The sequence below is a fragment of the Enterobacter cloacae complex sp. 2022EL-00788 genome, from assembly GCF_026627565.1.
Taxonomy (GTDB): domain Bacteria; phylum Pseudomonadota; class Gammaproteobacteria; order Enterobacterales; family Enterobacteriaceae; genus Enterobacter; species Enterobacter pasteurii.
In genome coordinates this window covers 24,276-50,336 of the sequence record NZ_JAPNMC010000009.1, presented here as the reverse complement: position 1 = coordinate 50,336, position 26,061 = coordinate 24,276, and the positions used below count along the sequence as shown (strand labels likewise).

Here is a 26,061-nt window from a genome sequence, read left to right as displayed (position 1 = left end):
AGGGGGAACATATGGCTGTAGAGGTAATTCCGTTCACTTTATGTTCCTTGCTACTCTGTAACGGCATCACTTGTGAACGTGCCATGGCGGCTCAATCGCCGCCGCCCTGGCGACCCGGGCTCCCGGCGGTAAATCGCCGCTTCGCGGTGCCCTCGGCTTATTCCTTCCGGCTTATCGGGGTAGCTTTCGGCGTTACGGTAACCTGCACGTTAGACTGTACGCTGGTTTTGCCGTCGCTTACGACAACGCTCAGGGTGTAGGTAGAGTCAGTCGTTACGTCCGGCGCGGTGATCTGTACGCTGGAGGTATCAGTACCGGTTGCATGCATATCAGACGGAACGCTCCACGCGTAGGTCAGTGCATCACCGTCCGGATCCGCCGCCTGCACGTTCAGGGCAAACGTCTGACCGGCTTCCAGAGTCACGTTCTGCATCTGGTTAACGACCGGCGCCTGGTTGGCCTTCGGCGCTTTGTTCAGAACCTGCACGTCAGCGGTGCTGCTCAGGCCTTTCGCATCGGTCACGGTCAGACGGAATGCCAGGGTCTGGTTGCTGGTCACAGCGCCTAAGGAGAAGGTCGCTTTCGCTTTGGTGCTGTTGGTCAGCGTGACGCTTGGGCCAGAGATCTGGGTCCATTTGTAGGTCAGCGCATCGCCATCAGGATCGGTTGACGCAGAGCCATCCAGGGTCACGGTAGCAGGACCGGTCACGGTTTGATCCGCCGCGGAAGCAACAGGCGCATGGTTGGTCACCACCGGCTCTGGCGTAACGCTACCCATCAGGCTTTCGTTCATCGCGTTCAGGATGTCGCCGTTATCGGAGTCGATAGACCACGCGAACAGGCCGCCCAGGTTTTTCGCCAGAACGTACTTGCCTTTAGCCGTTGTGGAACGGGCATCTTCATAAGAGATCAGCTCGCCGGTGGATTTGTTGAATACGTATGGCGCTTCAGCGTCTGCGTCGTAGCCGTATTCCCAGCCTGGCTTGCCCTTGTACTCGTTCACGATCTGACGATAGTCAACAACGCCCGGCTCCCAGGTGCCTTTCACGCCGCCAGTCGCGGTACCGGTGAACGGGTTGTTGCCGGTATAGCCGTGAACGCCAGTCCAGCCGCGACCGTACATGCCTGCACCCACCACGATTTTGCCTGGCTGTACGCCCTGCTCCAGCAGCGCGTTAACGCCATTTTCGGTGGTGTAGTTAGTCTCCGGACGCCATGCTGGCGCGCGCAGCGCAGCCTGGTGGCCCAGATCGGTCATGCTCCACGCGCCGTAGAAGTCGTAGCTCATCAGGAAGATGTGATCGAGATACTGCTGCGCCGTGGTGTAGTCCACGTCTTCGATCTTATCTTTACCCGCGCCGATGGCGCTGGTCAGCTCATAGGTACGGCCGGTTTCAGCGGACAGCTCGTTCAGCATGGTGCGCAGATCGTGCATCAGCGCGGTGTAGGTTGCTTTATCCACCTGCGGGTTGCCCAGCGATTCATTCACGCCGCCGCCGCCCGGGAATTCCCAGTCGATATCCACGCCGTCGAAGAATTTCCAGGTTTTCAGGAAGTCTTTAACAGAGGAGACGAAACGTGCGCGGATGGCGGTATCGTTCATGTGGTGGAACGGATCGGACATGGTCCAGCCGCCGATGGATGGCAGGATCTTCAGGTCAGGATGGGCTTTTTTCAGCGCCATCAGCTGGCCGAAGTTGCCTTTGTACGGGTCGTCCCAGTTAGACACGCCGGACTGTGGCTTCTGCAGCGCAGCCCACGGGTCATGAATAGCCACGGTGTAGTCAGGGCGGCCCGCGCAGGCTTTTTGCAGGTTGGCGAAGCTGTTGCCGTTTTCAACGGTTTTCAGACCGTCGTTAATGCCGTCGCCGCCGCAGATTGGAATGAAGCCGTACAGGATGTGGTTCAGGTTAGACGCAGGGATTTTATCCACCGGGAAGTTACGGCCATATACGCCCCATTCAGGGAAGTAAGCGGCAACCACTTTATCGGTATGTTTTGCGAAGGTTTTGTTGTTTTCCTGCAGCGGGGTATTCAGCGGCAGGAGGTGGCTACCGTCGGTATCGGCCACGACGATCAGCTTGCTTGCGCTTTTGGTACAGCCGCTGTTGTTACAGAGCTCAACCTGCTCCTGGTAGCGACCGCCTTTTTTCACCTTAAAGGTGGCGGATCCGGACGCACCGGCAGCACCGGACCATACGGTTTTGCCGTCCAGCAGCACTTTACCGGAGGTAGGCGCGTCGCCGCTCCAGACGTTCCACTCAACCTTAACGTCGACGCCGTCGTTGTGCACCTTAACGAGGTTACCGTAGTCCACTACCGCCTGATCCACTTCAACGATAGCAAATTTGTCGTTACCGCTGCTGATTGAAGGCGTACCCGGCGCTGCGGCGAATGCAGAGCCGGAAACGGCTGCTACAAAGAGCGCCAGATAAGTAGGCTTCATAAATTTCATTATTAATTCCTGATAATATTATTTGTGAAAATTAAAACAACCATGCTTTCCATATCGCATGGGCGAGTACTGAATATATTATTTAACTAAAACCAAGAGTCATTTTTAATTATTCTAATAATATCCTCCATAAAATAGACATGAGCGATAATCCTTACAGCTTGTGCTTATAACAATACGCCGGGAATCTATATAAGTCCTTTCATTCCCTTGCCGAAAAAACTTTAAAAAAAACTTGACCAGATAAATCAGAATGTGAATTGCAGCGTCTGTAGAATAAAAATAACCAATCCCGCCAGTGACAGCATCGGGCCGAATGGGAGGATATTCTGTTTATTAACGGATTTATAAAAAAGACAATACAGCGCAATACCGCTTAACGCCGCGGCGAGTAACAGTGAGGGCAATGCCTGCCAGCCGCACCATGCGCCCAGCGCAGCCAGCAGCTTGAAGTCGCCGTAGCCTAATCCTTCGCGGCCCGTCGTCAGGCGAAATCCCCAGTAGAGCAGCCACAGGGACAGGTAACCCGCCACCGCGCCAGACACGGCATCCGTCAGGGGCAGCGTATGGCAAAACGCGTGATACAGCAGGCCAGCCCAGAGCAGCGGCTGGGTCAGACAGTCCGGCAGAAGCAGATGTTTTGCATCGATGGTGGCGAGCGGCAGCAGGCCGCACCACAGCACCCACAGCGCTAACAGGCCCGCCAGCGAAGGCGCAAATGCCGCCGTCAGGGCAAAAAAGAGCGCGCTCGACAGCTCAAGAAACAACAGCCGCACCGGTATCGCCGCTTTACAGCAGCGGCACCGGCCGCGCAGGGCGCACCAGCTCAGAACAGGAATATTCTCCCACCACGAGAGGCGATGCGAACACGCCGGGCAGTGAGACGCCGGAAAAAGCAGGTTACCCGCCCCCTCCTCTTCTTTTACAAGCGGAGGAATACGCTCTGCCACTACCCCTAAAAAGCTGCCGATAATGCTCCCCAACGCGCCGCTCATCAGGCACAGCGCGGGCAGATTGCCAGCCTGAAGCAGCGTCAGCGGGTTCATGCCACTTTCGCCCAGGACAGTTTAATCTGTGCCTTCACGTCGCTGAGATGATCCACCGGGACAAGATCCATTTTTTCCAGACGTACGCCGGAGGTTAAATTCACTTCCCTGAGCCAGTTTTTCAGTTCATACACGTTAATTCTGTCGATATTAAACGTCATAGACTGGCCGTCCTGCTGAATATTGCTCAGGCTAATGTGGATCTCTTTCGCGCTTTCTTCCACCACGCTGCGGGGATTACCGGTTTTTACCACTTTCGCCTGAAGATGGTTTTTATTAATTTCTGCACGCATCCAGTTCAGGGTCTGCTTTTGTTTCTGCAGCGTGCTGCGTTCATTTTTGATAATATTATCCAGAGGCGTCATCACCCCGTACCAGATAATGGCGCAGCAAAGCGCCGCCCCGCACGCTGCAAACAGTTTTCGCTCGCGCGGGCTATAGTTCCGGTAGCGGGCCTTTAATTGTCCTATTTTCTCTTTCATTTATATTTCCCTGTGATGATGGCAGTATAGGGCGCCTCACTGGAAACCGGCTGCAGCGTAAAGTCGAAGGTATCACTGGCCTTATTGACGAACGCCTGTAACGCAGCGGGATCCGTGGCGCTAATGTTCAGCGTCAGCTGATTCTGCGTGTCGTCATAGCCGACTTCACTCAGTTCAACCGAAGGGAGAGAGGCTTTGATCTGCTCCAGCGCGTCCAGCTGAAGAAAAACGCCTTTTTTCTCTTTCTTAATGTTCTGTCCAAAGTGGTACTTAAGGTTGGTCTTCTGGCGCAGGGTTGGAAAATAGTGCTGCGCCAGTTCAACCATCTGCTGGCGGGCCAGTTTTTCCTGATGGGCCAGCATCCAGGCCATGCCGATGCGGGGGCCAAGCAGCAGCCCCAGGCTCAGTACCGCCACGGCGGCGACAGCCGATTTCGGATAACGGAAACTGCCATGCGGTCCGCCGGCTAAGAATTCACCGTGCAGCAGGTTCGCCCGGCAGCTTTTCCACTGGGGCTGGATCAGCACCAGCGGGTGCTGCCAGGCCAGCTTTTCATCCACCTGCACGCCCGCAGGCGCATCGCCGTAGCAGACGCGCCCCCCCGCGTCCTGCTGGCTTAACAGCAGCGGCAGCAGCCCGGCGTCGGTTTCACAGGCGCCAGACGGCGAGTAACGCATCCAGTAACCGTCATCGGTTGAGACCAGCGTAGTGCCGCCGTCCTTTACCGGGAGCAGGAACGCATCCGGCAGTACCTGCACCACCGTCAACCCGGCGTCAGCGCAGCGGTTAAGCCAGTAACGGAGGCGGTCGGCATCAATCGCGACGGCGTCCACTTCCCGTCCTTTCCTGTTCAGCACCGTCCAGTGAAGGTTGTCCACGTCGCCGATCAGCGTCTCTTCCGCCAGCCAGGAAAATTCGGCGCCGCCTTTTTTGGGCAGCGTGAAGTGACGAAAGATCATCTCGCTGGCGGGCAGCAGCAGGCACACCCTGGCGGCCAGCGCGTTTTCCGCGAGATCCGCCAGGGACGCCATCCCCCGCAGCTGTTCCACGTGCTCGCTACCGGACTCGCACCACATTATGTTCCCGTCCTCGCGCGTGTCGGGACGAATAAAAAGCACCTGTTTCATAGAGTTCGTCTTGTGTTATTCAACCATTCGGTAGCGACGTTGCCAGGTAATCACCTTCCCGGCTTCATTATCAACATGAAGCTGGCTGACGACGCGCAGCGTTAAATCATCGGTATTGCCGGTGCTGTTAACCCGGAAATAATTACTGTTCACCGCCAGAAACGCCTGCACCTGCCTGAGGGCGTCTTTGGTCTGCGGATAATTCGTCTCCAGCTCTTTCAGAAACGCCTCCATCGACTCCCAGCCCTCTTCCGGGCGGGAGGCAAGTAGCCGCGTGGCTTCATCAACGCTGAGCGAGCCGACAAACAGCGCCGACAGCAGCGGCGCCTGTTCTTCCGTGAGCGTATTGACATCCACCTTGCTGGCGCTGTCGGGTAATGCGCACAGCACCTTACTGACCCTGCCGTATGCCGACGCCGGAAACGCGGGCAGCAGCTTTAGCTCTCCCGCGGTGCGCATCATCTGGTTCGCGGGCTGCCGGGCAGGCTCAACGCCGGCCCAGGCGTCCGCCTCCAGCCCCTCTTTGGCCGTGGTGGTATCGCCATCGAGATAGTCCAGCAGCTGCTGGTAAATCTCCTCTGCGTCCCCGGCGGAAATGCCGCTGTCGGCCAGCAGCTGCTCGACGATGCGCTCTTTCACCGGCTTTTCCGGCAGCGCCCCCGCCGTCTGGGCGGCGGGCGTCGGATCCGCGGCCAGTAAATTGTTCACGTTAAAGCAGGTCTGGGCGTCCGCAATCTGGCTCACCACGGTGAAGTTTTCGCCTTCGGTTTCAACCGGCTCTGCCCACTCGCCCTTCGGCGACAGCCCCTTGCTCTCGCCGCTGGCGTAGGTCTGGAGCCGATCTTCAATCGCTTTTTGCTGGCTCTGAATGGACCAGCGCAGCTGCTGCTGGCTTACCTGATAACGGGTTTTCTGAAGGTTGCGGCAGAACTGCTGGCTGATTTTGGCGGCCAGCGCCGACATCATGACCAGCAAAATTAGCACCACCAGCAGCGCGACGCCGCGCTGTTTTCGAACCGATTTTCCGCTCATTTTTTCTCTCCTGACGGGGCGGTTACCGGCTGCGGCTGTGCTGGCGTCGCCGCATCGGCAGGCGTCGCAGGCGCTGGTTCTTTTGGCGCATCCGGCGCGGCTGGCGCGTCCGGCACGTCACCCGGCGTGGTAAAGACCCAGCGCCAGGTATCGCCGTTCTCCATGGTCAGCAGCAGCTCCACGCCGTCCGGCTGATGCGCCGTATCGGTCCATTTGTCCAGCCAGCTCGCCTTCCAGAAGCGCCACGACGCCTCTTTGACGTCGCTGAGGATCGGCACCTCTTCCGGCTTCGCCTCCTCAGGAGCATCGATGACCGGCCAGATGTCCCGCCACAGCTTTTTGTCCTTAAGCCGCCAGCGCACGCGCTCAAGCTGGACCTGGCCGCTCACGCCGTTCAGCGTGGTCAGCTCCAGCGCGTCGTCATGCTGCACGAAAACCTCAGGCTCGTTGCGCGGGGCACGCGCCTGAAGCTGAAAGAAATCACGCTCCAGCAGGTTATAGGCGCGCTGAAGCTGGTTTAACCGGGTGGCCGCTACGTCGGTTGCGTTCGACGTGCGCATGGCCCCGTCGAGGATCTGCCACGCCAGGGTGCTGATGACCGCGAAGATGGTCAGCGCAATCATGATCTCCAGCAGCGTAAAGCCCTGCTGACGCTGAACGTGCTTACTCATTTACCTCTCCGGGTTCTGTCACCTGCAGGGTAATTACCGGCTTATCTTCCTCGCCCTCTGCATACACCTGCACGTCGTCGGCAAAGCGATTTTCCGCAGTCCTGACCCGCTGCCTGCGCCAGGTCCAGCTTCTGCCGCCCATCGTCTCCGTACCGGACTGCATCGCGTCCGGGAACGGCGTATTGCTCAGCCGGGCTTCCGCCAGCTGGTTTTCCGCCACCCAGCTGGCCTGGAGCGTATCGCCCAGGCCGTGAGTGAAGCGCACGTTCAGCGAGACGGAATTCATCAGCGCCAGCGCGGCGGTGGAGAAGATGACCAGGGCGACCATCACCTCCAGCAGGGTCATCCCCCGTTCTTTGCGTTTAGCCATCGTTCTCTACCGAAACAGGAGAAGCCCCCTGCGACACCACGCGAAAGCGCTGCTTTTTATCGAAGCTCTGCAGAGAAAGCGTGAAGCGGCTAATCTCCCCGTCCGGCAAAAAGACAATCTGCGGCGTCGCGTCCGTTGTCGCGGCCATGCGCTGCGGTGACAGCGAGACGTGCATCTCTTCCGGGAACTGGCCGTGGGTGATGATGCGCCCGGCGGTTAAGGGCTCCCAGCGGCGCTCGCCCTCTTTTCCGGCCCAGGTCACCAGCTGATATTCTGAGGTGGTGAGCACCAGCCCGACGATATTGCCGTCCATCACCGCACGGTCTGAACCATATTCAACGAGGGCTTTAAGCTGCTGACCGAAAATATCCGCGCCGCTGCGCGATGGAATAGTTGACACCACCATCATGGCGCAGGAGGCAAATATCACCAGCGCCAGAATAATTTCCAGCAAAGTAAACCCACGTTGCTTATTCATTACTTCTCTTTTTTATCTAATGACCAGTTGGTAATATCATCAGCCGTATTCGCCTCTGCGTCCGGGCCTGTGGAGAAAACATCCACCGCACCGTGTTCACCAGGGCTCACCAGAATATAATCATTGCCCCACGGATCTTCCGGCAGGCGGCGAATATAGCCATCGTCACGGTAGTTTTTCGGGATGGGCGCGATGTCGGGTTTAGTGACCAGCGCCTGCAGGCCCTGCTCCGTGGTGGGATAACGGTGGTTATCCAGCTTGTACATATCCAGAGAGCCTTCCAGCGCCACAATATCGCTGGTCGCTTTCTGGGCATCGGCTTTTTCTTTATTCCCCATTAAGTTTGGCACCACCATACTGGCGAGCACCCCAAGAATAACGATGACCACCATTAATTCGAGCAGCGTAAACCCGGCCTGACCTTTCAGGCTGTTTCGTTTTAAAGCCATATTTAACCCACCATATTATTGAGCTGAAGAAGCGGCTGTAATATTGACAGTACGATAAATAAAACTACCGTCGCCATTGTCACCACCAGCGCCGGTTCAAATACCGACAGCGTTAACGTAATTCGATGCTGTAATGCCGATTCCTGATTTTCCGCGGCGCGATCCATTAATGAACCTAATTCCCCGCTCTCTTCGCCGGAGGCAATCATGTACAGCATGGTCGGCGGAAAGAGTTTCGCCTGATCCAGAGCGTTATACAGCGATGCCCCCTGGCGCACGGTATCCGCCGCCTGCTCCAGCACCTGCCGGGCATGGAGGTTCTCGATGCCGTCCATTGCGATATACATGCCCTCCAGCAGCGGCACGCTGCTGGCCTGGAGGATGCTGAGCGTGCGGATATAGCGCGCGCTGTTGATGGCGCAGACCAGCTTTTTGATCGGCGAGCCGCTCACCAGCCAGCTGTGCCAGCGAAAGCGGTTCGCCGCCTTCTTCACCCACGCCTTAAAGCCCACGATTGCGGCAAACAGGCCACCCGCGATGTAGATCCCGTACGCCTGCAGGAAATCACTCACCGCAATCAGCGTGCGGGTGGTGATCGGCAGTTGCTGTTTCATATGCACAAACTGCTCGATCACCTGCGGCACTACGGCCACCAGCAGGATGGAGATCACCGCCACGGCAACCACCGTCAGGGTGATCGGATAAACCATCGCCTGCGTCAGCTTGCTTTTCATCTTCTGACGCTGCTCGTTGTATTCCGCCAGCTTCTCCAGCACATCGCCGAGGTGGCCGGTTTTTTCCCCGGCCATCACCAGCGTGCAGTACAGCTTGTCGAAGGTGCGCGGGAACTGGCTGAAGGCGTCAAAGAGCGTATGGCCCTCCACCACCTTCTCGCGGATCTCCGTTACCATCGCCGCCAGCTTTTTGTCTTCCGTCTGCTTTGAAATGGCCTTCAGGGCGCTTTCCAGCGGCAGCGACGCGTTAACCAGCGTCGACAGCTGGCGGGTAAACATCGACAGCACCGGCGTGGAGAGCTTAGCCCCGGTTTTCGCTTTTCCGGCCGTCGACGTTTCGCGGGTTTCGGTTATGGTGAGCGGCATCAGCTTCTGCTCGCGCAGCGACTGGCGCACCTGCTTCGGCCCTTCCGCCTGCAGCGTGCCGCGCCGGGTTTTCCCTGCGGCATCGGTGGCGGTCCACGCGTAAAAAGCCATTATTCATCGCCCCCACGCTCGGCGGTCACGCGCATCACCTCTTCGAGCGACGTGATGCCGCTGATAACCTTCAGCAGCCCGTTTTCGCGCAGGCTGTAGGCCTGCCTGAAAAGCTCGGTCTCAATGGACATTTCATCTTTGTCTTCGTGAATGGCGCGGCGCATGGCGCTGTCGACCACCAGAAACTCGTGAATGCCCGCGCGCCCCTGATACCCGCTCTGGCGGCAGTGCTCGCAGCCAGCGGCGCGGTAGATGGCCTTCGGCGGCTTATCCATAAAGCTAAACAGCGCTTTTTCATTGTCATCCAGCGGACTGGAGGTACGGCAGTGCGGACACAGCCGGCGCACCAGACGCTGGGCAATGACGCCGAGTAGCGACGAACCGATCAAAAAGGACTCGAGGCCCATATCCCGCAGGCGGGTGATGGCCCCCGCCGCACTGTTGGTGTGCAGCGTAGACATGACCAGGTGACCGGTAAGCGACGCCTGCACCGCGATTTGCGCGGTTTCACCGTCACGAATTTCCCCGATCATCACCACGTCCGGATCCTGACGCAAAATGGCGCGCAGGCCGCGGGCAAAGGTCATGTCCACGCGCGGGTTGACCTGCGTCTGCCCCACCCCTTCCAGCTCGTATTCAATCGGATCTTCAACGGTCAGGATGTTGCGTTCATGCCCGTTGAGCGCCGACAGAATGGCGTACAGGGTGGTACTTTTACCGGAGCCTGTCGGCCCGGTGACGAGGATAATGCCGTGCGGGCGGCCGATCAGCCCTTTCAGTTTTTCCAGCTCTTCATCGATAAGCCCGAGCTTGTTGATGTCCGGCTTCAGGTTGCTCTTGTCGAGCAGGCGCATAACGACGCGCTCGCCGTACTGGGACGGAATGGTCGACACGCGCACGTCAATGGCCTTGCGGCCGATGCGCAGCGAGATACGTCCATCCTGCGGCAGACGTTTCTCCGCGATGTCCAGCTTTGACATAACCTTGATACGCGACACCAGCAGCGGCGCCAGCTTCCGCGCGGGCTGCAGTACCGGGCGCAGCACGCCGTCAACGCGAAAGCGAATGCTGAGCGTGCGCTCGAAGGTTTCGATGTGAATATCCGACGCCCCGTCTTTTACCGCTTCGCCGAGAATGGCGTTGATCAGGCGGATCACCGGCGAATTTTCGTCGTTATCCAGCAGATCTTCGTTGTCCGGGATCTCCTCGGTTAACGCCATCAGATCGATATCGGCATCCATATCGTCCACCAGCTGCTGCGAAACGCCGCTGTTCTGCTGCCAGATTTTGGCCAGCATCTCGTCAAACGCTTCCGCGCTCAGGGTCTGGGGCTCAAACGTGCGCCCCAGCACCCGGCGCATCTCCAGCAGGGCAAACGCGGGCACGTCCTCGCGAATATAGACCGCGTCGTTCCAGTAAAGGATACCGTTGTCTTTCGCATAACCGCTGGTGCAGAGCTGTTTCGTCAGTTCATCCACGCGTCACCTCCCCCTACTCTTTGAAGGGATTGCGGGTGGTGGCAGGTGCGCTCACGCCGACCGGCTGAGAATGATCCTGCTTTGGATAGGCAGGCAGGACGGCGTTATCGGTGTTCTCAACGATGCCGAGCTTTTTCTCCTCCAGGCGCTGCCGCTGGCGCGCGCGGATCTGGTCGTATTTCTCCTTCGTCGCCGCGCTGTAGTTGTCGTCATCGCGCAGCACGGTGGTATGGATAAACACCATCAGGTTGCGCTTCGACGTATCCTCCGAGGTATAGCGGAACAGCTGTCCCACCAGCGGCAGATCGCCCAGCAGCGGCACTTTCGACACGTTCTGTTTGCTGACGTTTTCCATCAGACCGCCCAGCACCACCGTCTGGCCGCTGTGGACCATCACTTCGTTATTGATGGTGCGGGTATTGAAGGTTGGGCCCAGGCTGGCGTCTTCGGTGGCGCTGGCGTCAACGCTGGAGACTTCCTGCTCGATCTTGAGGTGGATCATGTCCCCGTCGTTGATCTGCGGAACAATCTTCAGCTTGGTGCCGACGGTTTTACGCTCAACCGAGTTAAAAACGTTGTCGCCGCTGGTGGTCTGGGAACCCGACAGCACCGGCACGTCCTGACCCACGTTGAACGACGCCTCTTTGTTATCCAGCGTCACCACGCTTGGCGTGGAGAGAATATCGTTCTTGCCGCTGGTGGAGAGCGCGGTCAGCAGCGCGCCATAGTCACCGTTAAAGAAGCCGGTCGCCAGGCCGGTAAAGGATGCCCCTTTCATCGTGCCGTTTTTAATCTGGCTAATGGGCAGACCGGTAGATCCGAACTGCACGCCGCCGTGTTTGCCGGTCCACTGCACGCCTAAATCCATGCCGTTACCGTCCTGTACTTCGGCGATGATGGCTTCCACCAGCACCTGCGGACGGCGAATATCCAGCTTGTCGATCACCTTCTCCAGCGAGTTCATGACGTTTGGCTGGGCGGTGATCACCAGGGAGTTGGTGGACTCATCGGCGGTGATGTTCAGCTCGCTGCTGGTGGTTGCGGTTTTACTTTTCGGCGTACCGGCTTTGTCCTTCAGCTGCTCGCCAATACCGGTCAGCACCGGCACCACCTTCGTGGCGTTGGCGTACTTCAGGTAGAAGACGCGGGTATTACCCTCGTTATTCTGCTCGCGATCGAGCTGGCCAATCAGCGAGCGGGTACGCGCGCGCGCGTCTTCGGTACCGCTGATCACCAGGCTGTTGGTTTCATCATCGGCCACCACCTTGGTCGCCAGCTGCGGCGCGTTCTGCCCCTTCTGCTCCTCGTTGTTGAGGTTGTTCAGCATATCGGAAAGCTCTTTGGCGGAGGCATAGCGCAGAGGCACAATTTCGCGACGCTGCATGCCGGAACGATCCACGCGCTCAACCAGATCTACCAGCCGGTTCACCACCGAGGCTTTACCGGTTAACAGCAGCACGTTAGAGGGTTCAAAGTGGACCACGTTACCGATCCCCGAGGCATCGTTCAGCTGGCGCAGCAGCGGCGCCAGCTCGCGCACGGGGACATTCTCCATGCGCACCACGCGGGTGATGATCTCATCCCCTTTGCCCGGGTTTTTACTGTCGGCCACCGGAACGCCGGCGGTCCGCGCCACGCTTGAACGCACTACTTTGACCATGCCGTTATCCATCGGAATAACCGACAGGCCATAGAGATCCAGCACGCTCAGGAAGAACTGATAATATTCCTCTTCCGTCAGCATGTTGTAGGTTCTGACCGAGACGGTGCCCTGAACGGACGGGTCGACCAGAATCGTTTTATTCAGATTGCGACTTACTGTATCGATAAATTCGCGGATATCGGTATTTTTAAAACTGGCGCTAAAGTTAGCTGCGAGCAGCGAACTGGAATATAACGACAATGCGGTCAGCGCCACGCACGCCCAAGGAAATTTCTTCATGATTTACACTTGTTAATTGTTTAGAACATTAACCCGAATATTTTCAAGGTGAGCGTGCCGTCTGACGACGACCTCCGCTTCTTTCATTTTCGACCAGTTGGCGATGATATTTTTCGCCTGCGCTTCTTTCGTCATATCGACGTCATTGATTTTCACCACCACGTCGCCCCGTTCCAGCCCTGTACTGCTGTAAAAAGGAGACGCATTCCGTGGATTAATATTAAAGCCTTCCAGCTGGCCCTTATCGATTAACGGCTTTAACACCAGATAATCATCGAGATGCAGGCTGTCCGCGCCCGCGTCTTTTTTCGATTTCGTTACCGGGCCGCTCTCTGCGCCACCCTTAAAATATGGCGGTTGCTTAAGGGCCAGCTTCTGCTCTACCCCCTCGTACTTCACCACCACGTTATCTTTATTTATTTCATCGACATAGGCGTTATCAAAGCCAACCAGCGGCTCTCCTTCCCGATAGCTCTGCTGGCCTGCGGGCGTCTTGATAACGGCAAACGACAGCCAGGACTCATCGCTGCTGATGATGCCCTCGATTTCGGCGGAAAGCGGGGCTTTTGCGGCGGCGGGCATCTCGCGTTGACGCACCGCTGCGGTGAAAAGCCCGAAAGGTTTCTGAACGTCACGTTTTTGGAGCGGAGACTGTTCAGCTTTCGCTAGCTTATTCGTGACCTTCTTATATTCTTTATAAACGACGTAACCCTGCTGGCTGCAAAAAATCAGCATAACGAGCATGATGCAGGGCGTCATTAGCCTGGAAAGGAATGCGTTCCTCATTATTTATCTGGCCTTTAGCAAAGCAGAAATAAGCAGCAATGCGCTGCATGACGTAGTGGGCAAATAATAGTAAGCCTGCTAACGAGCAACCAGTTGCTTCGCCATCAACTTTAATGAAGAAAATGATTGACCGGAAAAAAGACGAGTGTTAAAGGCTGATAGCAGGTTATTTTTACTCTGGCGTTAAATTGACCAGGGGAAGACATTACCTTACTTTCCGTCCATTGCTATTAAAGAGAAGAGACGGTCAGTCGCTATGTATCAGAGCCATTTTAAATTCACCACCCCTCCGTTCAGAAAAATTACCCGCAGGTCGGGTGATTTTCTCGTGCCTTATCATCAGGACGTGTTCAATCTCCTGAAAGAAAAAAGCCAGCAGGCAGGGATCACCGGGCTCTTTTACCACGACAATGAGCTGCTGGGGCAGTTCAGCGATGCGCTGAAGGCCAGCAGCAACGCCGTCATTTCCGTTAATGCGTTTCCAAAGCTGAGCGCCAGCAGCCTGCTGTTCAAGCTCAACCCTTCGGCACAGGAGAAGCATAAACGCCAGGCGGTCGACGCCATTATTCGCCAGTGGCGAGAGGCAAAGTCGTCCCGTAAGGTGCTGGTGATTACCCACGCGCAGGCGATGAAAGCCAGCGGGTATGACGTGCTGGGCATGCTGCTCACGCGCGCCCAGGAGCTGGAGGTGCGTCTGTCCATCGTCCTGATGGGCAGCGGCGATGTGGAAATGGCGCTAAAAAATTCCGCCTTGCAGGAATTTGTGCTGGCCTGCCACACCCTTCGCGGGCTGGTCTGCCGTGAATACCTGAGCTATGTGCAGGCTCAGTGCGAAGAGCACGGCGCAGAGACATCGCCGCTGACGCCCGCCCGCGTGAAGAAGATCCACACCCTGACCAAGGGCAACGTCTGCAAGCTGAACCAGCTGGCGCACCTGGCCATGCTGGCGGCGTGGACCGAGCGCGCACCGGCCGTCGGGCCGCGTCATTTGCGTCTGGCCACCGGTGAAGTGCTCCCGGCACCGAAGCGCGGCAGGACGCTGGCCTCGGTCGGGCTGTTTGCCTCCGTTCTCTTCGCCGCCTGCGGCTGGATGATGACGTCGTCCATCACGGCAAAACTGCCGGTTGCTCTCCCGGTGCCCGCCGCCTGGAAACAGCAGGTCAAAACGCCAGAGGCGCCGGCGCTGCCGGTCATCGAGAACGAGGTGGTTAACCAGCCTGATGCCATGCATCAGCTGTACGCCATGTGGGGATATGACGCCTCCGCAGAGGATGCGCTTTGCCAGAACGCGGCAAAAGTGAACCTGATGTGTAAGCAGGGCACCGCCACGCTGGCGGTACTTGAAGCCGTAGGGTATCCCTGGGTGAGTGAACTTAAAACGGGCGACCATATTAACTACGCGGTGGTCGCCCGGGCAGGAAAAACGTCGCTGGATCTGCTCATGAACAACCGGACCTGGCAGGTGAGCCGTGCATGGTATAACCAGCACGCCACGGGTGAGTACACCCTCCTCCACCGCCTGACGCCGTCCGGCAAAGATGAAATCACCGCCGCCAGCGACGGTAACGATCTGCAATGGCTTGATCGGCAGCTGAGCCTGGCGCTGGGCGAAAGCGAAACGCACGACAGGCGCTGGACGGCGGAGCTGATGAAGCGCACCCGCGATTTCCAGGCGAAGATGCATCTTCACGTCGACGGTATTCCGGGCGAAGACACGCTGATGCAGCTGATGCGCGAAACCCACATTGCGCCGAGCGTCCTGATTCAGGCCTCGCAGGCCACCCCGACCACGCAAGAGAAGCACGCATAATGTCTACTATCTGTCTCGCTGCCCAGCGCAGCTATACCACCGGGCAACCGGTCTGGTTTTCCTGGCGACTGCCCTCGTTCAGTAAGATCGTCAGCGTCTTCGCGCTCTGGTGTCTGGGAGCGTGCGCGCTGATCGTCGCCGGGCTTTACGCGCACGTGTACTGGAACCTGCGTCACCCTGCACCGGAGATTAAAAAAGCCAGCGTCGCGAAGCCAGAAACGGGCCTGTCGGATATGCATTATATCTATGTGACGAAGCCGTTCCCGCACCCCGAGCCGCAGCCGGTGAAAGTGCAGCAGGATTTACCGCCGTTAGAGGCTATGCCGCTAAACAATGATGAAAATGACTGGCAGCAGGCTCCCGATGGGGCGTTACCGGAGAGTCCCGTCGCGCACGATACCTCCCGCGATACCTTACCCGGTACCGAAGCCCACGCGCGAGCCACGGGCCCTGACGATGACAGTGCGTTAAAAGCGATGTTGATGCAGGCGCTAAAAGAACAACAGCAGGATATTTCGCAGGGAAAAGTGCCTGCGCCACCGGTTGATGAAACGCAGAGTGCGTCTCCTTCCGGCATGAAAGGAGACGCAGGAGGGGATTAGTATTTTTCGGGTAAGGTCGTCAGGCTAAGCAGCCGTCCTTTCTCTACCACGATATATTGACCTTTCTTGAGATCGGAGAGAATTTTAATGATGGTGCTGCGCGCCAGGTTGGTGTATTCCTGAATATAATCATAAATATTAATATCGCGCTGGTGCTGGACAATCAGTTCATTAATTTCTATTAAGAACTCACGCACGACGGAATAAGCGCTGCGGGCCACTAAAACATCGTCACGTTTGCTGAGCATGCAAATATACCATGCCAATACTTTGGTTAACTGAGGCCATAACCCATGCTGGGTCATTAAACGGTTAAATTCTTCTTTATTGATCGTGCGTACAACCGTATTGCTGCGTACCACGCCGTGCATATGGGCTGAATTATAAAAAATAGCGGAGAGACCGAAGATGCATTGCCCTTGCAGGGTAAACATGCATAAATCATCAGAGGTGCGGCGGAACTCAATTTCACCGCTAATGATAATATGAATATTATCAGAATTAGCCGTTGATATTTTTTGCCATTTTTTTAACGTTTTCTCTTCATATCCAGACGTTGCTAAAACTATGGCGTTCATTTCATCATGAGGACGTGTTTTCTTACCGAAAATACTTAACATTGTTATACCCAATTAAGATGTTAGAATGTGTAATTGCTCGACAAATAAAGATATTGTCGCGAAATGAGTTTTGTATTCTTTTAAAAATCAAAAAAAACCAAACGAGAGCTGTTTTTTTAATTTGATTCATGCTGTGAATCGATGAATCCATCTTAAATGAGGGCGATTTTAAATCAATTAACTTAAAATGAATTGAGAATTTACTTAAGGTTAATCCGATGATAAATCATGAAAATGTACTCCTTCAGGGGTAATCCTGAGGATTACCCCTGCCCGTATTTCTCTAAAAGCGCTTCGGCAATGGCCATCGTTTCCACATCTGCAGTGCCGTTCCATAGCTGGGGGCGGAAATGCATCTGGAACACCATAATGATGCGCTTCTGCTGCTCTGGCGTGCTGTTTTCAGGCACCTCGTAGCCGTAGCGCGCCAGCAGATCGAGCAACGCCGCGGTCTCCACCGGCTGATAGCGTGGCCGCCCGTTGAGGTAGAAATTCACGCGCGCCGGATCGGGCCAGGCACCGATGCCGTGGCTCGCCAGCTCGCGCCACGGGAACAACGGGCCAGGATCGTCTTTACGCTGCGGGGCAATGTCGGCATGGGCCACGACGTTCTGCGGCTTAATGTCGTAACGGGCAATGATGTCTCTGGCGAGAGGGATCAGCGCCGCGATTTGCGCCGGCTCAAAGGGCGTGAAGGTTTTGACGCCGTCGCTTTTATGCCAGCCGCGGTTTTCCAGCTCAATGCCGACGGACGTATCATTTATACGGTTGGTGCCGCGCCAGAAGCTGATGCCGGCATGCCAGGCCAGCTCGCTCTCCGGCACCAGCTGCCAGATGCGCGGTTTGCCCGCCGGGGCGGGGGGCCTGGCGGGGATAAGATAGTGCGAGCTGACGTTTTTATCGGTTAGGGTCGCAAGCGACGTGTCGAAATCGTCCGCGGTGTAGTGGATCACCAGCACCTTTATACGCGGGTATGCCGCCTGCGCCTGATGGCGCGTATCCAGCTCGTAAGCACCTTTATCAACGATGCCTTTTTCCTGGGCGCATCCTGCCAGCAGCAAGGCCAGCAGGAGGGGCAAGAGCGAACGCTTCATCGGCGGGTTTTTACCGCCGTGCCGCTTACGCTCACCATCAGCATGCTGGCATCTTTACCGACCGTTTCGTAGTCAATATCAATGCCCACCACCGCATCCGCACCCAGCGCTTTGGCCTGCTCGCCCAGCTCCTGAAACGCAATGTCGCGGGCTTTGCGCAGCTCTTTTTCGTACGCGCCGGAACGTCCGCCGACGATGTCGCGAATGCCGGCAAAGAAGTCACGGAAGATGTTTGCACCCAGTATTGCCTCACCGGTGACCACGCCGCAGTATTCGACGATCTGCTGTCCTTCCAGGGTTGGGGTTGTTGAAAACTGCATACTTTCTCTCCTTCTTTAACGTTCAATGCGTTAGCTACAGCATTATCGGTCCGTTACGCTATGATTGAAAGGATAGTTAATAAATAAGGAAATCAACATGCGCTACTCTGCTTTAACGCTTTTAGTGCCATGCGCGCTGGTGCTCAGCGCCTGCACCACTCCGGTCACGCCGGCCTTTAAGGATATCGGAACCCGCAGCGGCCCCTGCATCGAGGGGGGCCCGGACGCCGTGGCGCAACAATTCTATGATTACCGCATTCAGCACCGCGGCAATGACCTCACCGCCCTGCGCCCGTACCTGAGCGACAGCCTGGCGAAGCTGCTTAACGACGCTTCCCGCGATCCGCAGCATAACGCGCTGCTCTCATCCGATCCGTTCTCCAGCCGCGCCACGCTGCCGGACAGCGCTGAGGTTGCCAGCGCGTCCACGATCCCAAATACCGACGCGCGCAACATACCGCTGCGCGTGAAGCTCACGCAGGGCACCCAGACCTGGCAGGATGAAGTGCTGATGATCCGCGAAGGCCAGTGCTGGGCCGTCGATGATGTCCGTTACGTTGGCGGCAGCGTTCACGCCCCGGCAGGCACCCTTCGCCAGTCGATTGAGAACCGCTAACTCATCGTTAAATAAACGTTAACCCCGTAAAATGTCCGGCATTTCAGGCGGAATGCCGACATTTATTCTCGCCCCCCTTCCCCTTCGCTATTTTGTGCTATGTTTAAGAGTAAACACGGGTTATATTTAACTTTTAACGCAGAAATATTGCATAACTATTCTGTCAACGGTACTATCTGCGGCCTCAATTGCTATAGATTGCCTGGATGAGTAAAGACTGCCCCGATGAGTATTAAACTAAACGGCATTAACTGCTTCTACGGCGCACACCAGGCGCTGTTCGACATTACGCTGAGCTGCCCCGAGGGCGAAACGCTGGTTTTGCTCGGCCCTAGCGGCGCGGGAAAAAGCTCCCTTCTGCGCGTGCTTAATCTTCTTGAAATGCCCCGCTCGGGGACGCTGGCCATCGCCGGTAACCATTTTGACTTCGCGAAAACGCCGTCTGATAAAGCCATCCGTGAACTGCGTCAAAACGTGGGCATGGTTTTCCAGCAATACAACCTTTGGCCGCACCTGACGGTGGTGCAAAACCTGATTGAAGCCCCGTGCCGCGTGCTCGGTTTAAGCAAAGACCAGGCGATGGCGCGTGCCGAAAAGCTGCTGGAGCGCCTGCGCCTTAAGCCCTACAGCGACCGCTATCCTCTGCACCTTTCCGGCGGCCAGCAACAGCGCGTGGCCATTGCCCGCGCGCTGATGATGGAGCCGGCGGTGCTGCTGTTTGACGAGCCAACCGCGGCGCTGGATCCGGAAATTACTGCCCAGATCGTTAGCATCATTCGTGAGCTGGCGGAAACCAACATTACCCAGGTCATCGTGACCCACGAGGTGGAAGTGGCGCGCAAAACCGCCAGCCGAGTGGTTTATATGGAAAACGGGTATATCGTTGAACAAGGTGATGCGAGCTGCTTCACAAACCCGCAAACCGATGCCTTCAAAAACTACTTATCACACTGATGTGTTAGGGAAATTATAATGAAAAAAGTATTGATTGCCGCGCTGCTTGCTAGCGTCAGCCTTTCCGCTACCGCAGCCCAGACCATCCGTTTCGCCACCGAAGCGTCCTACCCTCCGTTTGAGTCCATTGATGCGAACAACAAGATCGTTGGCTTCGACGTGGACCTGGCAAATGCCCTGTGTAAAGAGATCGACGCGACCTGTACCTTCAGCAACCAGGCGTTCGACAGCCTGATCCCAAGCCTGAAGTTCCGTCGTATCGATGCCGTGATGGCCGGTATGGACATCACCCCGGAGCGTGAAAAGCAGGTTCTGTTCACTACCCCTTACTATGACAACTCTGCCCTGTTCATCGGTCAGAAAGGGAAATACGCCTCGGTCGATCTGCTGAAAGGCAAGAAAGTGGGCGTACAGAACGGCACTACGCACCAGAAATTCATCATGGATAAGCATCCGGAAATCACCACCGTGCCGTATGACAGCTACCAGAATGCGAAGCTGGATCTGCAAAACGGTCGTATCGATGCCGTCTTTGGGGATACCGCTGTGGTAACCGAATGGCTGAAAGCGAACGACAAGCTGGCCGCCGTGGGTGACAAAGTGACCGATAAAGACTACTTCGGTACAGGACTGGGTATTGCCGTACGTCAGGGCAACACCGAGCTGCAGCAGAAATTCAACGCTGCGCTGGAAAAAGTGAAGAAAGACGGCACCTACGAAACCATCTACAAAAAATGGTTCCAGAAGTAATTCCTGATGAATGAAATTTTTCCTTTAGCAAGCGCCGCCGGGATGACCGTCGGCCTTGCCGTTTGTGCACTGATTATCGGCCTCGCGCTGGCGATGTTCTTTGCGGTGTGGGAGTCCGTTAAGTGGCGCCCCGTCGCATGGCTCGGCTCAGCGCTGGTGACCGTGCTGCGCGGGCTGCCGGAAATTCTGGTGGTCCTGTTTATCTATTTCGGCTCCTCGCAGCTGCTGTTAACGCTGTCGGACGGCTTCACCATTAATCTCGGCTTTGCGCAGATCCCGGTGCAGATGCAGATTGAGAACTTTGACGTCAGCCCGTTCCTGTGCGGCGTGATTGCGCTCTCCCTGCTCTATTCGGCCTATGCCTCACAGACCCTGCGCGGCGCGCTGAAAGCGGTACCGCAGGGACAGTGGGAATCCGGCCAGGCGCTGGGCATGTCGAAGGCGGCGATCTTCTTCCGCCTGGTGATGCCGCAGATGTGGCGTCATGCCCTGCCGGGTTTAGGGAACCAGTGGCTGGTGCTGCTGAAAGACACCGCGCTGGTGAGCCTGATAAGCGTAAATGATTTGATGCTGCAAACCAAAAGCATCGCTACCCGCACCCAGGAGCCGTTTACCTGGTACATTGTGGCGGCGGCTATCTACCTGGCGATCACGTTGCTGAGTCAGTACATCCTCAAGCGCATCGACCTGCGTGCAACGCGTTTTGAACGGAGGCCAGGCTGATGCTGGATTATTTACCCGAGCTGATGAAAGGGCTGCACACCAGCCTGACGCTGACCGTGGCGTCCATCATCGTGGCGCTGATCCTGGCGCTGTTCTTCACCATCGTCCTGACGCTGAAAACGCCGGTACTGGTGTGGATTGTCCGCGGCTACATTACGCTGTTTACCGGTACGCCGCTGCTGGTGCAGATCTTCCTGATTTACTACGGCCCGGGGCAGTTCCCGTCGTTGCAGAACTATCCGGTTATCTGGCACCTGCTCTCTGAGCCGTGGCTGTGTGCCCTGATTGCCCTCTCGCTGAACAGCGCGGCCTACACCACGCAGCTGTTTTACGGCGCGATCCGCGCCATCCCGGAAGGCCAGTGGCAGTCCTGCGGTGCGCTGGGGATGAGCAAAAAGGACACGCTGGCGATCCTGCTGCCCTACGCGTTTAAGCGCGCGCTGTCCTCTTATTCGAACGAGGTCGTCCTGGTGTTCAAAAGTACCTCGCTGGCCTACACCATCACCCTGATGGAGGTGATGGGCCACGGGCAGCTGCTGTACGGGCGTACCTACGACGTGATGGTGTTCGGTGCGGCTGGCCTGGTGTATCTGGTGGTCAACGGTCTGCTGACGCTGATGATGCGCCTGATCGAGCGTAAGGCGCTGGCGTTTGAGCGCAGAAATTAACCGGGCAGATGCATAAACCATATATTCAAAGGCGGATAACCTGATGGGTTGTCCGCTTTTTTTTATTCAGCAATTAATATTTAATCATATTTATTGCATATAAATTCATTAAGTGGCATTGTACCTCCATGCCGCAGACACGGCGCATAATGACAAGACAGACGGGAGCCTCACAATGAAAAAGTTAGTTCTGGCCGCACTACTCGCTACCTTCGCCGCTGGCGCATCAGCCGCAGATAAAATCAGTTTCGGCGTTTCTGCCACCTATCCGCCGTTTGAATCGCTGGATGCCAGCAACCAGATCGTCGGCTTCGACATCGACCTGGCGAAAGCGCTGTGCAAGCAGATGCAGGCCGACTGCACCTTTACTAACCACGCGTTTGACAGCCTGATCCCGTCCCTGAAGTTTAAAAAATACGACGCGGTGATCTCCGGTATGGACATCACGCCAGAGCGCAGCAAGCAGGTGGCCTTCACCGACCCGTACTACGCCAACTCGGCGGTGGTGATTGCGAAGAAAGGGGCTTATAAATCCTTCGACGAGCTGAAGGGCAAACGCATCGGCATGGAAAACGGCACCACGCACCAGAAGTACCTGCAGGACAAACATCCTGAAGTGAAAACCGTGGCCTATGACAGCTACCAGAACGCGATCATCGACCTGAAAAATGGCCGTATCGACGGGGTATTCGGCGACACCGCCGTGGTGAACGAGTGGCTGAAAACCAACCCGCAGCTGGGAACGGCAACGGAGAAAGTAACCGATCCGCAGTATTTCGGCACCGGTCTGGGCATTGCGGTTCGTCCGGATAACAAGGCGCTGCTGGAAAAACTGAACGGCGCGCTGAAAGCGATCAAAGCTGACGGCACGTACCAGAAAATCAGCGAGCAGTGGTTCCCGCAGTAACCTCTTTTTGTCGGGTGGTCCGGCCTGCGGGGGTGGTCTGTAGGCCGGATAAGCGCAGCGCCACCCGGCAATTTCTCACAGCGGCACGAAGAATCTGAACCGCGCCCCGCTCGCCGACTCCATCAGCCCAATCCCTCCACCGTGCAGCTCCAGCATTCTTTTCACGATTAACAGCCCTAACCCGCCCCGGTTTTCCCGCGCCGCCTGCGGCTGTAGCGCCGAAGGACGCTGGAACAGATCGTCGCGCAGCGCCGCATCGACGCCCGTTCCGCTGTCAGCCACTTCAACCTGCAGCCGATCGTTCTCCTGCCACACCGCCAGCCGAATATCGCCCCCCGCTGGCGTATGGCGTATCGCGTTATCCAGCAGGTTGGTGACCACCCGTTCAATCATGGACACGTCGGCGTTCACCAGCGGCAGCGGCCCGGGGACATCAATATGCAGGTTCAGCTCACGCGTGCGGGCGGCCAGTTCAAACTTCTGCGCGACGTCAGATATCAGCTCCGCCATCGCAAAACGCTCGCGCTGGGGCCTGATGCCGCCGTGCTCAAGACGCGCCAGTTCGAACAGCTGCTGCGAGAGATGACGCACCTTTTGCCCCTGACGCAGCGCGGTGGCAAGATATTGCTGATGCTCCTGCGGCGTCAGCGTCGCGGATTTGAGCGAGAGAGTTTCGAGATAGCCCAGCAGGGAGGTCAGCGGCGTGCGCAGATCGTGTGAAATATTGGCGATAAACTCCCGGCGCTGGCGGTCGCTGTCCGCCAGCCGATCCCACTGGGAGGTGATTTTGCGCGCCAGCTCGATAAAGCTGTTGCGCAGGATTGCCACTTCATCCCGGCCGGCAGCCTCCAGCGGCTGGGCCGCCAGCCGCCCGATCGCGCTGATGCTGTCCTGCTCAAGCCCGGCCACGTCCTTCGTCAGCTGTTTAACCGGACGCGTTACCCAGTACCAGAGCAGCAGCCCCGCCAGCAGGCCGAACAGCGCCACCAGCAGCATGGACCACAGCGCCGTACTCCAGAGCGCCTTATGCCAGGCCATCTCCGCCAGCGCGTTGGACTCCTCCCCCTGCAAAATAATGTACAGATACCCCTTCAGCTCGCCGTCCTGCCGCAGCGGCGTGGCGCTGAACACCTTCCTGTTCTGGCTGCGGGGATCGTCGCCGAATACCGGCATCACCGTCCCGCTCAGGAAGCTCTGTATCGGAGCGAGGTCAATTTTTTGCCGCTTGATGTGGCCCGGCGGCGCGGCGTCTGCCAGCACGTCGCCATCGGGCGAGACGACGTAAAGCTCAACGCTCGGGTTAAAGGTCATTAGCCTATCGAACAGCGGCTTTAAGGCGCCCCGATCGACCCTGCCCTGCGCATCCAGAATCGGTTCCCGCTGGACGATCTGCTGGGCCAGTCCGCCGGAGAGCCGCTGCACCATCGCGTTACCGTACTGCATACTGCTGTAGAGCTGCACCGCGCAGGCAACGGTAGCGCAGAGCAGCAATAACGCCGTAAACAGCAGCGTCAGGCGCTGGCTCAGGCTAAAGCGACGCATAATGGTTCAGCTCCGCAAATTTGTAGCCTTTGCCCCACACGGTGCGAACGATCTCCGGTTCGGCGGCATCTTTTTCAATTTTGATGCGCAGGCGGTTGATGTGGGTGTTAACGGTGTGTTCGTAGCCTTCGTGCTGATAGCCCCACACCTGCTCCAGCAGGGCCAGCCGCGAAAAGACCTCTCCGGGATGGCGGGCAAAGAAATAGAGCAGTTCAAACTCGCGCGGAGTGAGGTCGACGAGCTGACCGTGCAGGCGCACGGTGCGCGCCAGCGGATCGATAGTCAGGCCGTGCGCCTGAATAATGCCGTCCGTCTGCGCCTGTCCCATCGCCTGCTGGCGGCGGAACAGCGCCTTAATGCGGGCAATCAGCTCCTGCACCGAGAAGGGTTTTGCCAGGTAGTCATCCGCCCCGGTTTCCAGGCCGGTGATACGATCGGTTTCGCTGCTGCGGGCGCTAATGATGATTATCGGCAGGTAGCGGGTCATCTGGCGGATACGGCGACAAATCTCCAGGCCGTCGACGTTAGGCAGCATCAGATCGAGGATCACCGCGTCCCACGGCTGTTTTTCCAGAAGCGGTAACGCCTTTCCCCCGTCCGGCTCGTGGGTAATGGCGTAGCCTTCGTCTTCTAAGTTGAGTCGCAGAAGCGCCGCGATATCGTGGTCATCTTCCACCAGCAGGATCTGCTTCATGGGTAAGCCTTCATTCAATTTTTATGACGTAAGCTTACCTGATTTCGCAGGGATGAAGAGTTCACATTTTGTTTAAGATTTCACGAGCAACGTCAGCACTTCGTAATGCGCGGTGTGCGGGAACATATCAAAGAGCTGAACGCGCTCAATGCGGTAACCCGGCAGGCTGGCGATATCTTTCGCCATGGTTTGTGCGTTACAGCTGGAGTAGACGATAACGTCCGGCGCCATCTGGCTCAGGTAGTCGCAGAGCGCCAGGCCAATGCCCCGGCGCGGCGGGTTGACCAGCACCAGCTCCGGCACGTTGCCCTGCCCGGTGGCGAACCGGGTGGAGTCGAGCGCCTGAAAGCGCAGGTTCGTTAACCCCAGCTCCGCGGCGGACTGCTTCGCGCAGGCAATCGCCTCGGCAGAAATTTCAATCCCGGTGAGCTGCATGTCCGGCGTGGCGCAGTGCAGGCCAAAGCCGCCGACGCCGCAGAACAGATCCCACATGTGATTAACATGCAGCGCGCGCACCCAGTCACGCGCGGTGGCGTACAGCGCGCTGGCAACGGCCGGGTTAGTCTGGAAGAAGCTTTGCGGACGGATCCACAGCGGCACGTCGTTAAAACGCTCCGCCAGCGCATGCTGTTCGGTGAAGAATATCTCTTTCTCCCCTTCCATGATGGCCATATGCACCGGCTGAATATTGGCGGTGATGACCCTGAGCTGCTGCAGCCGCGCCTGCAGCCACGGCAGCGCCGCGCGCAGCTGCTCCAGTTTGGTTTCCGAACGCAGCACGAAGCGCAGCATCATGCCGCCGTCGATCTGGCTTTCGGTAAGCAGGAGGTATTTCAGCTCGCCGCGCCTGCGGGCGACGCTGTAGGGCGTTAACCCCGCGCGGGCAATAAACGGCTTGAGCGCGGCAAACACCGGCTCAAACGAGGCGGGATACAGCGGGCAGGCGGTGAGATCTTCCGGGGTGCCGTCACGGTGCAGCATGCCCAGCAGCGGCTTTTCGACGCTGCCGCTGACTACCATTTTGGCTTTATTACGAAAGCCCTGCTCCGGCCCGCTGACGGGTGCACACCACTCGCCCACCGCGTGGCCGGCAAGCAGCTGCTGGAGATCGGCCATTTTGGCGGTGAGTTGTTGAGAGACCGGCTGTTCTATCCACTGACAGGAGCGGCAGCGGCCGGCGTCATAGAGTGCGCACTGCATAGGAAAACCTTAAGGATCACGAGGGCTGCGATTA

At 57.3% G+C, this 26,061-nt stretch carries 27 protein-coding genes; 8 read left to right on the top strand and 19 right to left on the bottom strand.

Annotation, left to right across the window (positions count from 1 at the left end):
- Positions 1 to 157 precede the first annotated feature (157 nt).
- The 13 genes from OWK27_RS15295 to gspC all read right to left on the bottom strand — a co-directional run bounded on the left by OWK27_RS15295 (position 158) and on the right by gspC (position 13,485).
- Entirely contained in the window at positions 158 to 2,455 is a 2,298-nt protein-coding gene (locus OWK27_RS15295) for a glycosyl hydrolase family 18 protein (RefSeq protein ID WP_267590698.1), read from the bottom strand.
- Between the two features lie 248 nt (positions 2,456 to 2,703).
- A complete protein-coding gene (locus OWK27_RS15290; RefSeq protein ID WP_324291171.1) occupies positions 2,704 to 3,501 on the bottom strand; it encodes an A24 family peptidase in 798 nt (265 codons plus the stop codon).
- Positions 3,498 to 3,983: a type II secretion system protein M gene (locus OWK27_RS15285; protein ID WP_193356557.1), complete on the bottom strand. Its 486-nt coding sequence runs from the start codon at positions 3,981 to 3,983 to the stop codon at positions 3,498 to 3,500. The genes OWK27_RS15290 and OWK27_RS15285 overlap by 4 nt, the downstream gene beginning before the upstream one ends.
- Entirely contained in the window at positions 3,980 to 5,110 is a 1,131-nt protein-coding gene (gene gspL, locus OWK27_RS15280; RefSeq protein WP_267590697.1) for a type II secretion system protein GspL, read from the bottom strand. Before gspL ends, OWK27_RS15285 begins: the two co-directional genes overlap by 4 nt.
- Positions 5,111 to 5,125: 15 nt before the next feature.
- The gene (gene gspK / locus OWK27_RS15275; protein ID WP_242174648.1) at positions 5,126 to 6,142 is read right to left on the bottom strand and encodes a type II secretion system minor pseudopilin GspK; all 1,017 of its coding nucleotides are present in this window, start codon (positions 6,140 to 6,142) and stop codon (positions 5,126 to 5,128) included.
- Positions 6,139 to 6,813, bottom strand: coding sequence for a type II secretion system minor pseudopilin GspJ (gene gspJ, locus OWK27_RS15270; RefSeq protein WP_176610766.1), 675 nt, complete (start codon positions 6,811 to 6,813; stop codon positions 6,139 to 6,141). The genes gspK and gspJ overlap by 4 nt, the downstream gene beginning before the upstream one ends.
- Positions 6,806 to 7,183, bottom strand: a complete 378-nt coding sequence (gspI, locus tag OWK27_RS15265) for a type II secretion system minor pseudopilin GspI (RefSeq protein WP_148418734.1) — start codon at positions 7,181 to 7,183, stop codon at positions 6,806 to 6,808. The genes gspJ and gspI overlap by 8 nt, the downstream gene beginning before the upstream one ends.
- A complete protein-coding gene (gene gspH / locus OWK27_RS15260; RefSeq protein ID WP_148418733.1) occupies positions 7,176 to 7,661 on the bottom strand; it encodes a type II secretion system minor pseudopilin GspH in 486 nt (161 codons plus the stop codon). The genes gspI and gspH overlap by 8 nt, the downstream gene beginning before the upstream one ends.
- Positions 7,661 to 8,110: a type II secretion system major pseudopilin GspG gene (gene gspG, locus OWK27_RS15255; protein ID WP_267590696.1), complete on the bottom strand. Its 450-nt coding sequence runs from the start codon at positions 8,108 to 8,110 to the stop codon at positions 7,661 to 7,663. Before gspG ends, gspH begins: the two co-directional genes overlap by 1 nt.
- Before the next feature lie 2 nt (positions 8,111 to 8,112).
- Positions 8,113 to 9,321, bottom strand: a complete 1,209-nt coding sequence (gspF, locus tag OWK27_RS15250) for a type II secretion system inner membrane protein GspF (protein WP_267590695.1) — start codon at positions 9,319 to 9,321, stop codon at positions 8,113 to 8,115.
- Complete coding sequence (gene gspE, locus OWK27_RS15245; protein ID WP_267590694.1) at positions 9,321 to 10,799, bottom strand: type II secretion system ATPase GspE; 1,479 nt, start codon at positions 10,797 to 10,799, stop codon at positions 9,321 to 9,323. The genes gspF and gspE overlap by 1 nt, the downstream gene beginning before the upstream one ends.
- Positions 10,800 to 10,812: 13 nt before the next feature.
- Positions 10,813 to 12,741, bottom strand: a complete 1,929-nt coding sequence (gene gspD, locus OWK27_RS15240) for a type II secretion system secretin GspD (RefSeq protein WP_267590693.1) — start codon at positions 12,739 to 12,741, stop codon at positions 10,813 to 10,815.
- A 12-nt stretch (positions 12,742 to 12,753) separates the two neighbouring features.
- Positions 12,754 to 13,485, bottom strand: a complete 732-nt coding sequence (gene gspC / locus OWK27_RS15235; RefSeq protein WP_242174654.1) for a type II secretion system protein GspC — start codon at positions 13,483 to 13,485, stop codon at positions 12,754 to 12,756.
- A gap of 298 nt (positions 13,486 to 13,783) precedes the next feature.
- Between gspC and OWK27_RS15230 the strand changes: the two genes are divergently transcribed.
- The gene (locus OWK27_RS15230; protein WP_267590692.1) at positions 13,784 to 15,337 is read left to right on the top strand and encodes an ExeA family protein; all 1,554 of its coding nucleotides are present in this window, start codon (positions 13,784 to 13,786) and stop codon (positions 15,335 to 15,337) included.
- On the top strand, positions 15,337 to 15,939 hold the full coding sequence (locus OWK27_RS15225) for a hypothetical protein (RefSeq protein ID WP_267590691.1): 603 nt from the start codon (positions 15,337 to 15,339) through the stop codon (positions 15,937 to 15,939). Before OWK27_RS15230 ends, OWK27_RS15225 begins: the two co-directional genes overlap by 1 nt.
- On the opposite strand, the gene OWK27_RS15220 is transcribed toward OWK27_RS15225, so the two are convergent.
- The 3 genes from OWK27_RS15220 to OWK27_RS15210 form a co-directional block, all read right to left on the bottom strand.
- On the bottom strand, positions 15,936 to 16,559 hold the full coding sequence (locus tag OWK27_RS15220) for a helix-turn-helix domain-containing protein (RefSeq protein WP_242174661.1): 624 nt from the start codon (positions 16,557 to 16,559) through the stop codon (positions 15,936 to 15,938). The genes OWK27_RS15225 and OWK27_RS15220 overlap by 4 nt on opposite strands.
- A gap of 263 nt (positions 16,560 to 16,822) precedes the next feature.
- Complete coding sequence (locus OWK27_RS15215) at positions 16,823 to 17,653, bottom strand: N-acetylmuramoyl-L-alanine amidase (protein ID WP_267590690.1); 831 nt, start codon at positions 17,651 to 17,653, stop codon at positions 16,823 to 16,825.
- Positions 17,650 to 17,973 (bottom strand): heavy metal-binding domain-containing protein, encoded by a 324-nt coding sequence (locus OWK27_RS15210; protein WP_148418723.1) that lies wholly within the window; start codon positions 17,971 to 17,973, stop codon positions 17,650 to 17,652. The genes OWK27_RS15215 and OWK27_RS15210 overlap by 4 nt, the downstream gene beginning before the upstream one ends.
- A gap of 97 nt (positions 17,974 to 18,070) precedes the next feature.
- On the opposite strand from OWK27_RS15210, the gene OWK27_RS15205 reads away from it, so the two are divergent.
- The 6 genes from OWK27_RS15205 to artJ all read left to right on the top strand — a co-directional run bounded on the left by OWK27_RS15205 (position 18,071) and on the right by artJ (position 22,591).
- Positions 18,071 to 18,589, top strand: a complete 519-nt coding sequence (locus OWK27_RS15205; RefSeq protein ID WP_148418722.1) for a lipoprotein — start codon at positions 18,071 to 18,073, stop codon at positions 18,587 to 18,589.
- 225 nt (positions 18,590 to 18,814) lie between these two features.
- Complete coding sequence (gene artP, locus OWK27_RS15200) at positions 18,815 to 19,543, top strand: arginine ABC transporter ATP-binding protein ArtP (RefSeq protein ID WP_006809439.1); 729 nt, start codon at positions 18,815 to 18,817, stop codon at positions 19,541 to 19,543.
- Positions 19,544 to 19,561: 18 nt separating this feature from the next.
- Positions 19,562 to 20,293 (top strand): arginine ABC transporter substrate-binding protein ArtI, encoded by a 732-nt coding sequence (gene artI, locus OWK27_RS15195; protein ID WP_006174322.1) that lies wholly within the window; start codon positions 19,562 to 19,564, stop codon positions 20,291 to 20,293.
- A gap of 6 nt (positions 20,294 to 20,299) precedes the next feature.
- Complete coding sequence (gene artQ, locus OWK27_RS15190) at positions 20,300 to 21,016, top strand: arginine ABC transporter permease ArtQ (protein ID WP_176610775.1); 717 nt, start codon at positions 20,300 to 20,302, stop codon at positions 21,014 to 21,016.
- Positions 21,016 to 21,684, top strand: a complete 669-nt coding sequence (gene artM, locus OWK27_RS15185; protein WP_176610776.1) for an arginine ABC transporter permease ArtM — start codon at positions 21,016 to 21,018, stop codon at positions 21,682 to 21,684. Before artQ ends, artM begins: the two co-directional genes overlap by 1 nt.
- A 175-nt stretch (positions 21,685 to 21,859) precedes the next feature.
- The gene (artJ, locus tag OWK27_RS15180) at positions 21,860 to 22,591 is read left to right on the top strand and encodes an arginine ABC transporter substrate-binding protein ArtJ (RefSeq protein ID WP_148418718.1); all 732 of its coding nucleotides are present in this window, start codon (positions 21,860 to 21,862) and stop codon (positions 22,589 to 22,591) included.
- 75 nt (positions 22,592 to 22,666) lie between these two features.
- Here the strand turns inward: artJ and OWK27_RS15175 are convergent, their stop codons facing one another.
- From OWK27_RS15175 to rlmC, 3 genes are all read right to left on the bottom strand, one after another.
- Complete coding sequence (locus OWK27_RS15175) at positions 22,667 to 24,136, bottom strand: sensor histidine kinase (RefSeq protein WP_148418717.1); 1,470 nt, start codon at positions 24,134 to 24,136, stop codon at positions 22,667 to 22,669.
- On the bottom strand, positions 24,120 to 24,827 hold the full coding sequence (locus tag OWK27_RS15170; RefSeq protein WP_267590689.1) for a response regulator transcription factor: 708 nt from the start codon (positions 24,825 to 24,827) through the stop codon (positions 24,120 to 24,122). Before OWK27_RS15170 ends, OWK27_RS15175 begins: the two co-directional genes overlap by 17 nt.
- A gap of 72 nt (positions 24,828 to 24,899) precedes the next feature.
- Positions 24,900 to 26,027 carry a 23S rRNA (uracil(747)-C(5))-methyltransferase RlmC gene (rlmC, locus tag OWK27_RS15165; protein ID WP_267590688.1) on the bottom strand — a complete coding sequence of 376 codons (1,128 nt, stop codon included), beginning with the start codon at positions 26,025 to 26,027 and terminating at the stop codon, positions 24,900 to 24,902.
- Positions 26,028 to 26,061 lie beyond the last annotated feature (34 nt).

Excerpts from the sequence above, each read along its gene's own strand:
- OWK27_RS15295 (WP_267590698.1), bottom strand. The coding sequence starts at position 2,455 with ATGAAATTTATGAAGCCTACTTATCTGGCGCTCTTTGTAGCAGCCGTT.
- OWK27_RS15290 (WP_324291171.1), bottom strand. The coding sequence starts at position 3,501 with ATGAACCCGCTGACGCTGCTTCAGGCTGGCAATCTGCCCGCGCTGTGC.
- OWK27_RS15285 (WP_193356557.1), bottom strand. The coding sequence starts at position 3,983 with ATGAAAGAGAAAATAGGACAATTAAAGGCCCGCTACCGGAACTATAGC.
- gspL (WP_267590697.1), bottom strand. The coding sequence starts at position 5,110 with ATGAAACAGGTGCTTTTTATTCGTCCCGACACGCGCGAGGACGGGAAC.
- gspK (WP_242174648.1), bottom strand. The coding sequence starts at position 6,142 with ATGAGCGGAAAATCGGTTCGAAAACAGCGCGGCGTCGCGCTGCTGGTG.
- gspJ (WP_176610766.1), bottom strand. The coding sequence starts at position 6,813 with ATGAGTAAGCACGTTCAGCGTCAGCAGGGCTTTACGCTGCTGGAGATC.
- gspI (WP_148418734.1), bottom strand. The coding sequence starts at position 7,183 with ATGGCTAAACGCAAAGAACGGGGGATGACCCTGCTGGAGGTGATGGTC.
- gspH (WP_148418733.1), bottom strand. The coding sequence starts at position 7,661 with ATGAATAAGCAACGTGGGTTTACTTTGCTGGAAATTATTCTGGCGCTG.
- gspG (WP_267590696.1), bottom strand. The coding sequence starts at position 8,110 with ATGGCTTTAAAACGAAACAGCCTGAAAGGTCAGGCCGGGTTTACGCTG.
- gspF (WP_267590695.1), bottom strand. The coding sequence starts at position 9,321 with ATGGCTTTTTACGCGTGGACCGCCACCGATGCCGCAGGGAAAACCCGG.
- gspD (WP_267590693.1), bottom strand. The coding sequence starts at position 12,741 with ATGAAGAAATTTCCTTGGGCGTGCGTGGCGCTGACCGCATTGTCGTTA.
- gspC (WP_242174654.1), bottom strand. The coding sequence starts at position 13,485 with ATGCTCGTTATGCTGATTTTTTGCAGCCAGCAGGGTTACGTCGTTTAT.
- OWK27_RS15230 (WP_267590692.1), top strand. The coding sequence starts at position 13,784 with ATGTATCAGAGCCATTTTAAATTCACCACCCCTCCGTTCAGAAAAATT.
- OWK27_RS15225 (WP_267590691.1), top strand. The coding sequence starts at position 15,337 with ATGTCTACTATCTGTCTCGCTGCCCAGCGCAGCTATACCACCGGGCAA.
- OWK27_RS15220 (WP_242174661.1), bottom strand. The coding sequence starts at position 16,559 with ATGTTAAGTATTTTCGGTAAGAAAACACGTCCTCATGATGAAATGAAC.
- OWK27_RS15215 (WP_267590690.1), bottom strand. The coding sequence starts at position 17,653 with ATGAAGCGTTCGCTCTTGCCCCTCCTGCTGGCCTTGCTGCTGGCAGGA.
- OWK27_RS15210 (WP_148418723.1), bottom strand. The coding sequence starts at position 17,973 with ATGCAGTTTTCAACAACCCCAACCCTGGAAGGACAGCAGATCGTCGAA.
- OWK27_RS15205 (WP_148418722.1), top strand. The coding sequence starts at position 18,071 with ATGCGCTACTCTGCTTTAACGCTTTTAGTGCCATGCGCGCTGGTGCTC.
- artP (WP_006809439.1), top strand. The coding sequence starts at position 18,815 with ATGAGTATTAAACTAAACGGCATTAACTGCTTCTACGGCGCACACCAG.
- artI (WP_006174322.1), top strand. The coding sequence starts at position 19,562 with ATGAAAAAAGTATTGATTGCCGCGCTGCTTGCTAGCGTCAGCCTTTCC.
- artQ (WP_176610775.1), top strand. The coding sequence starts at position 20,300 with ATGAATGAAATTTTTCCTTTAGCAAGCGCCGCCGGGATGACCGTCGGC.
- artM (WP_176610776.1), top strand. The coding sequence starts at position 21,016 with ATGCTGGATTATTTACCCGAGCTGATGAAAGGGCTGCACACCAGCCTG.
- artJ (WP_148418718.1), top strand. The coding sequence starts at position 21,860 with ATGAAAAAGTTAGTTCTGGCCGCACTACTCGCTACCTTCGCCGCTGGC.
- OWK27_RS15170 (WP_267590689.1), bottom strand. The coding sequence starts at position 24,827 with ATGAAGCAGATCCTGCTGGTGGAAGATGACCACGATATCGCGGCGCTT.
- rlmC (WP_267590688.1), bottom strand. The coding sequence starts at position 26,027 with ATGCAGTGCGCACTCTATGACGCCGGCCGCTGCCGCTCCTGTCAGTGG.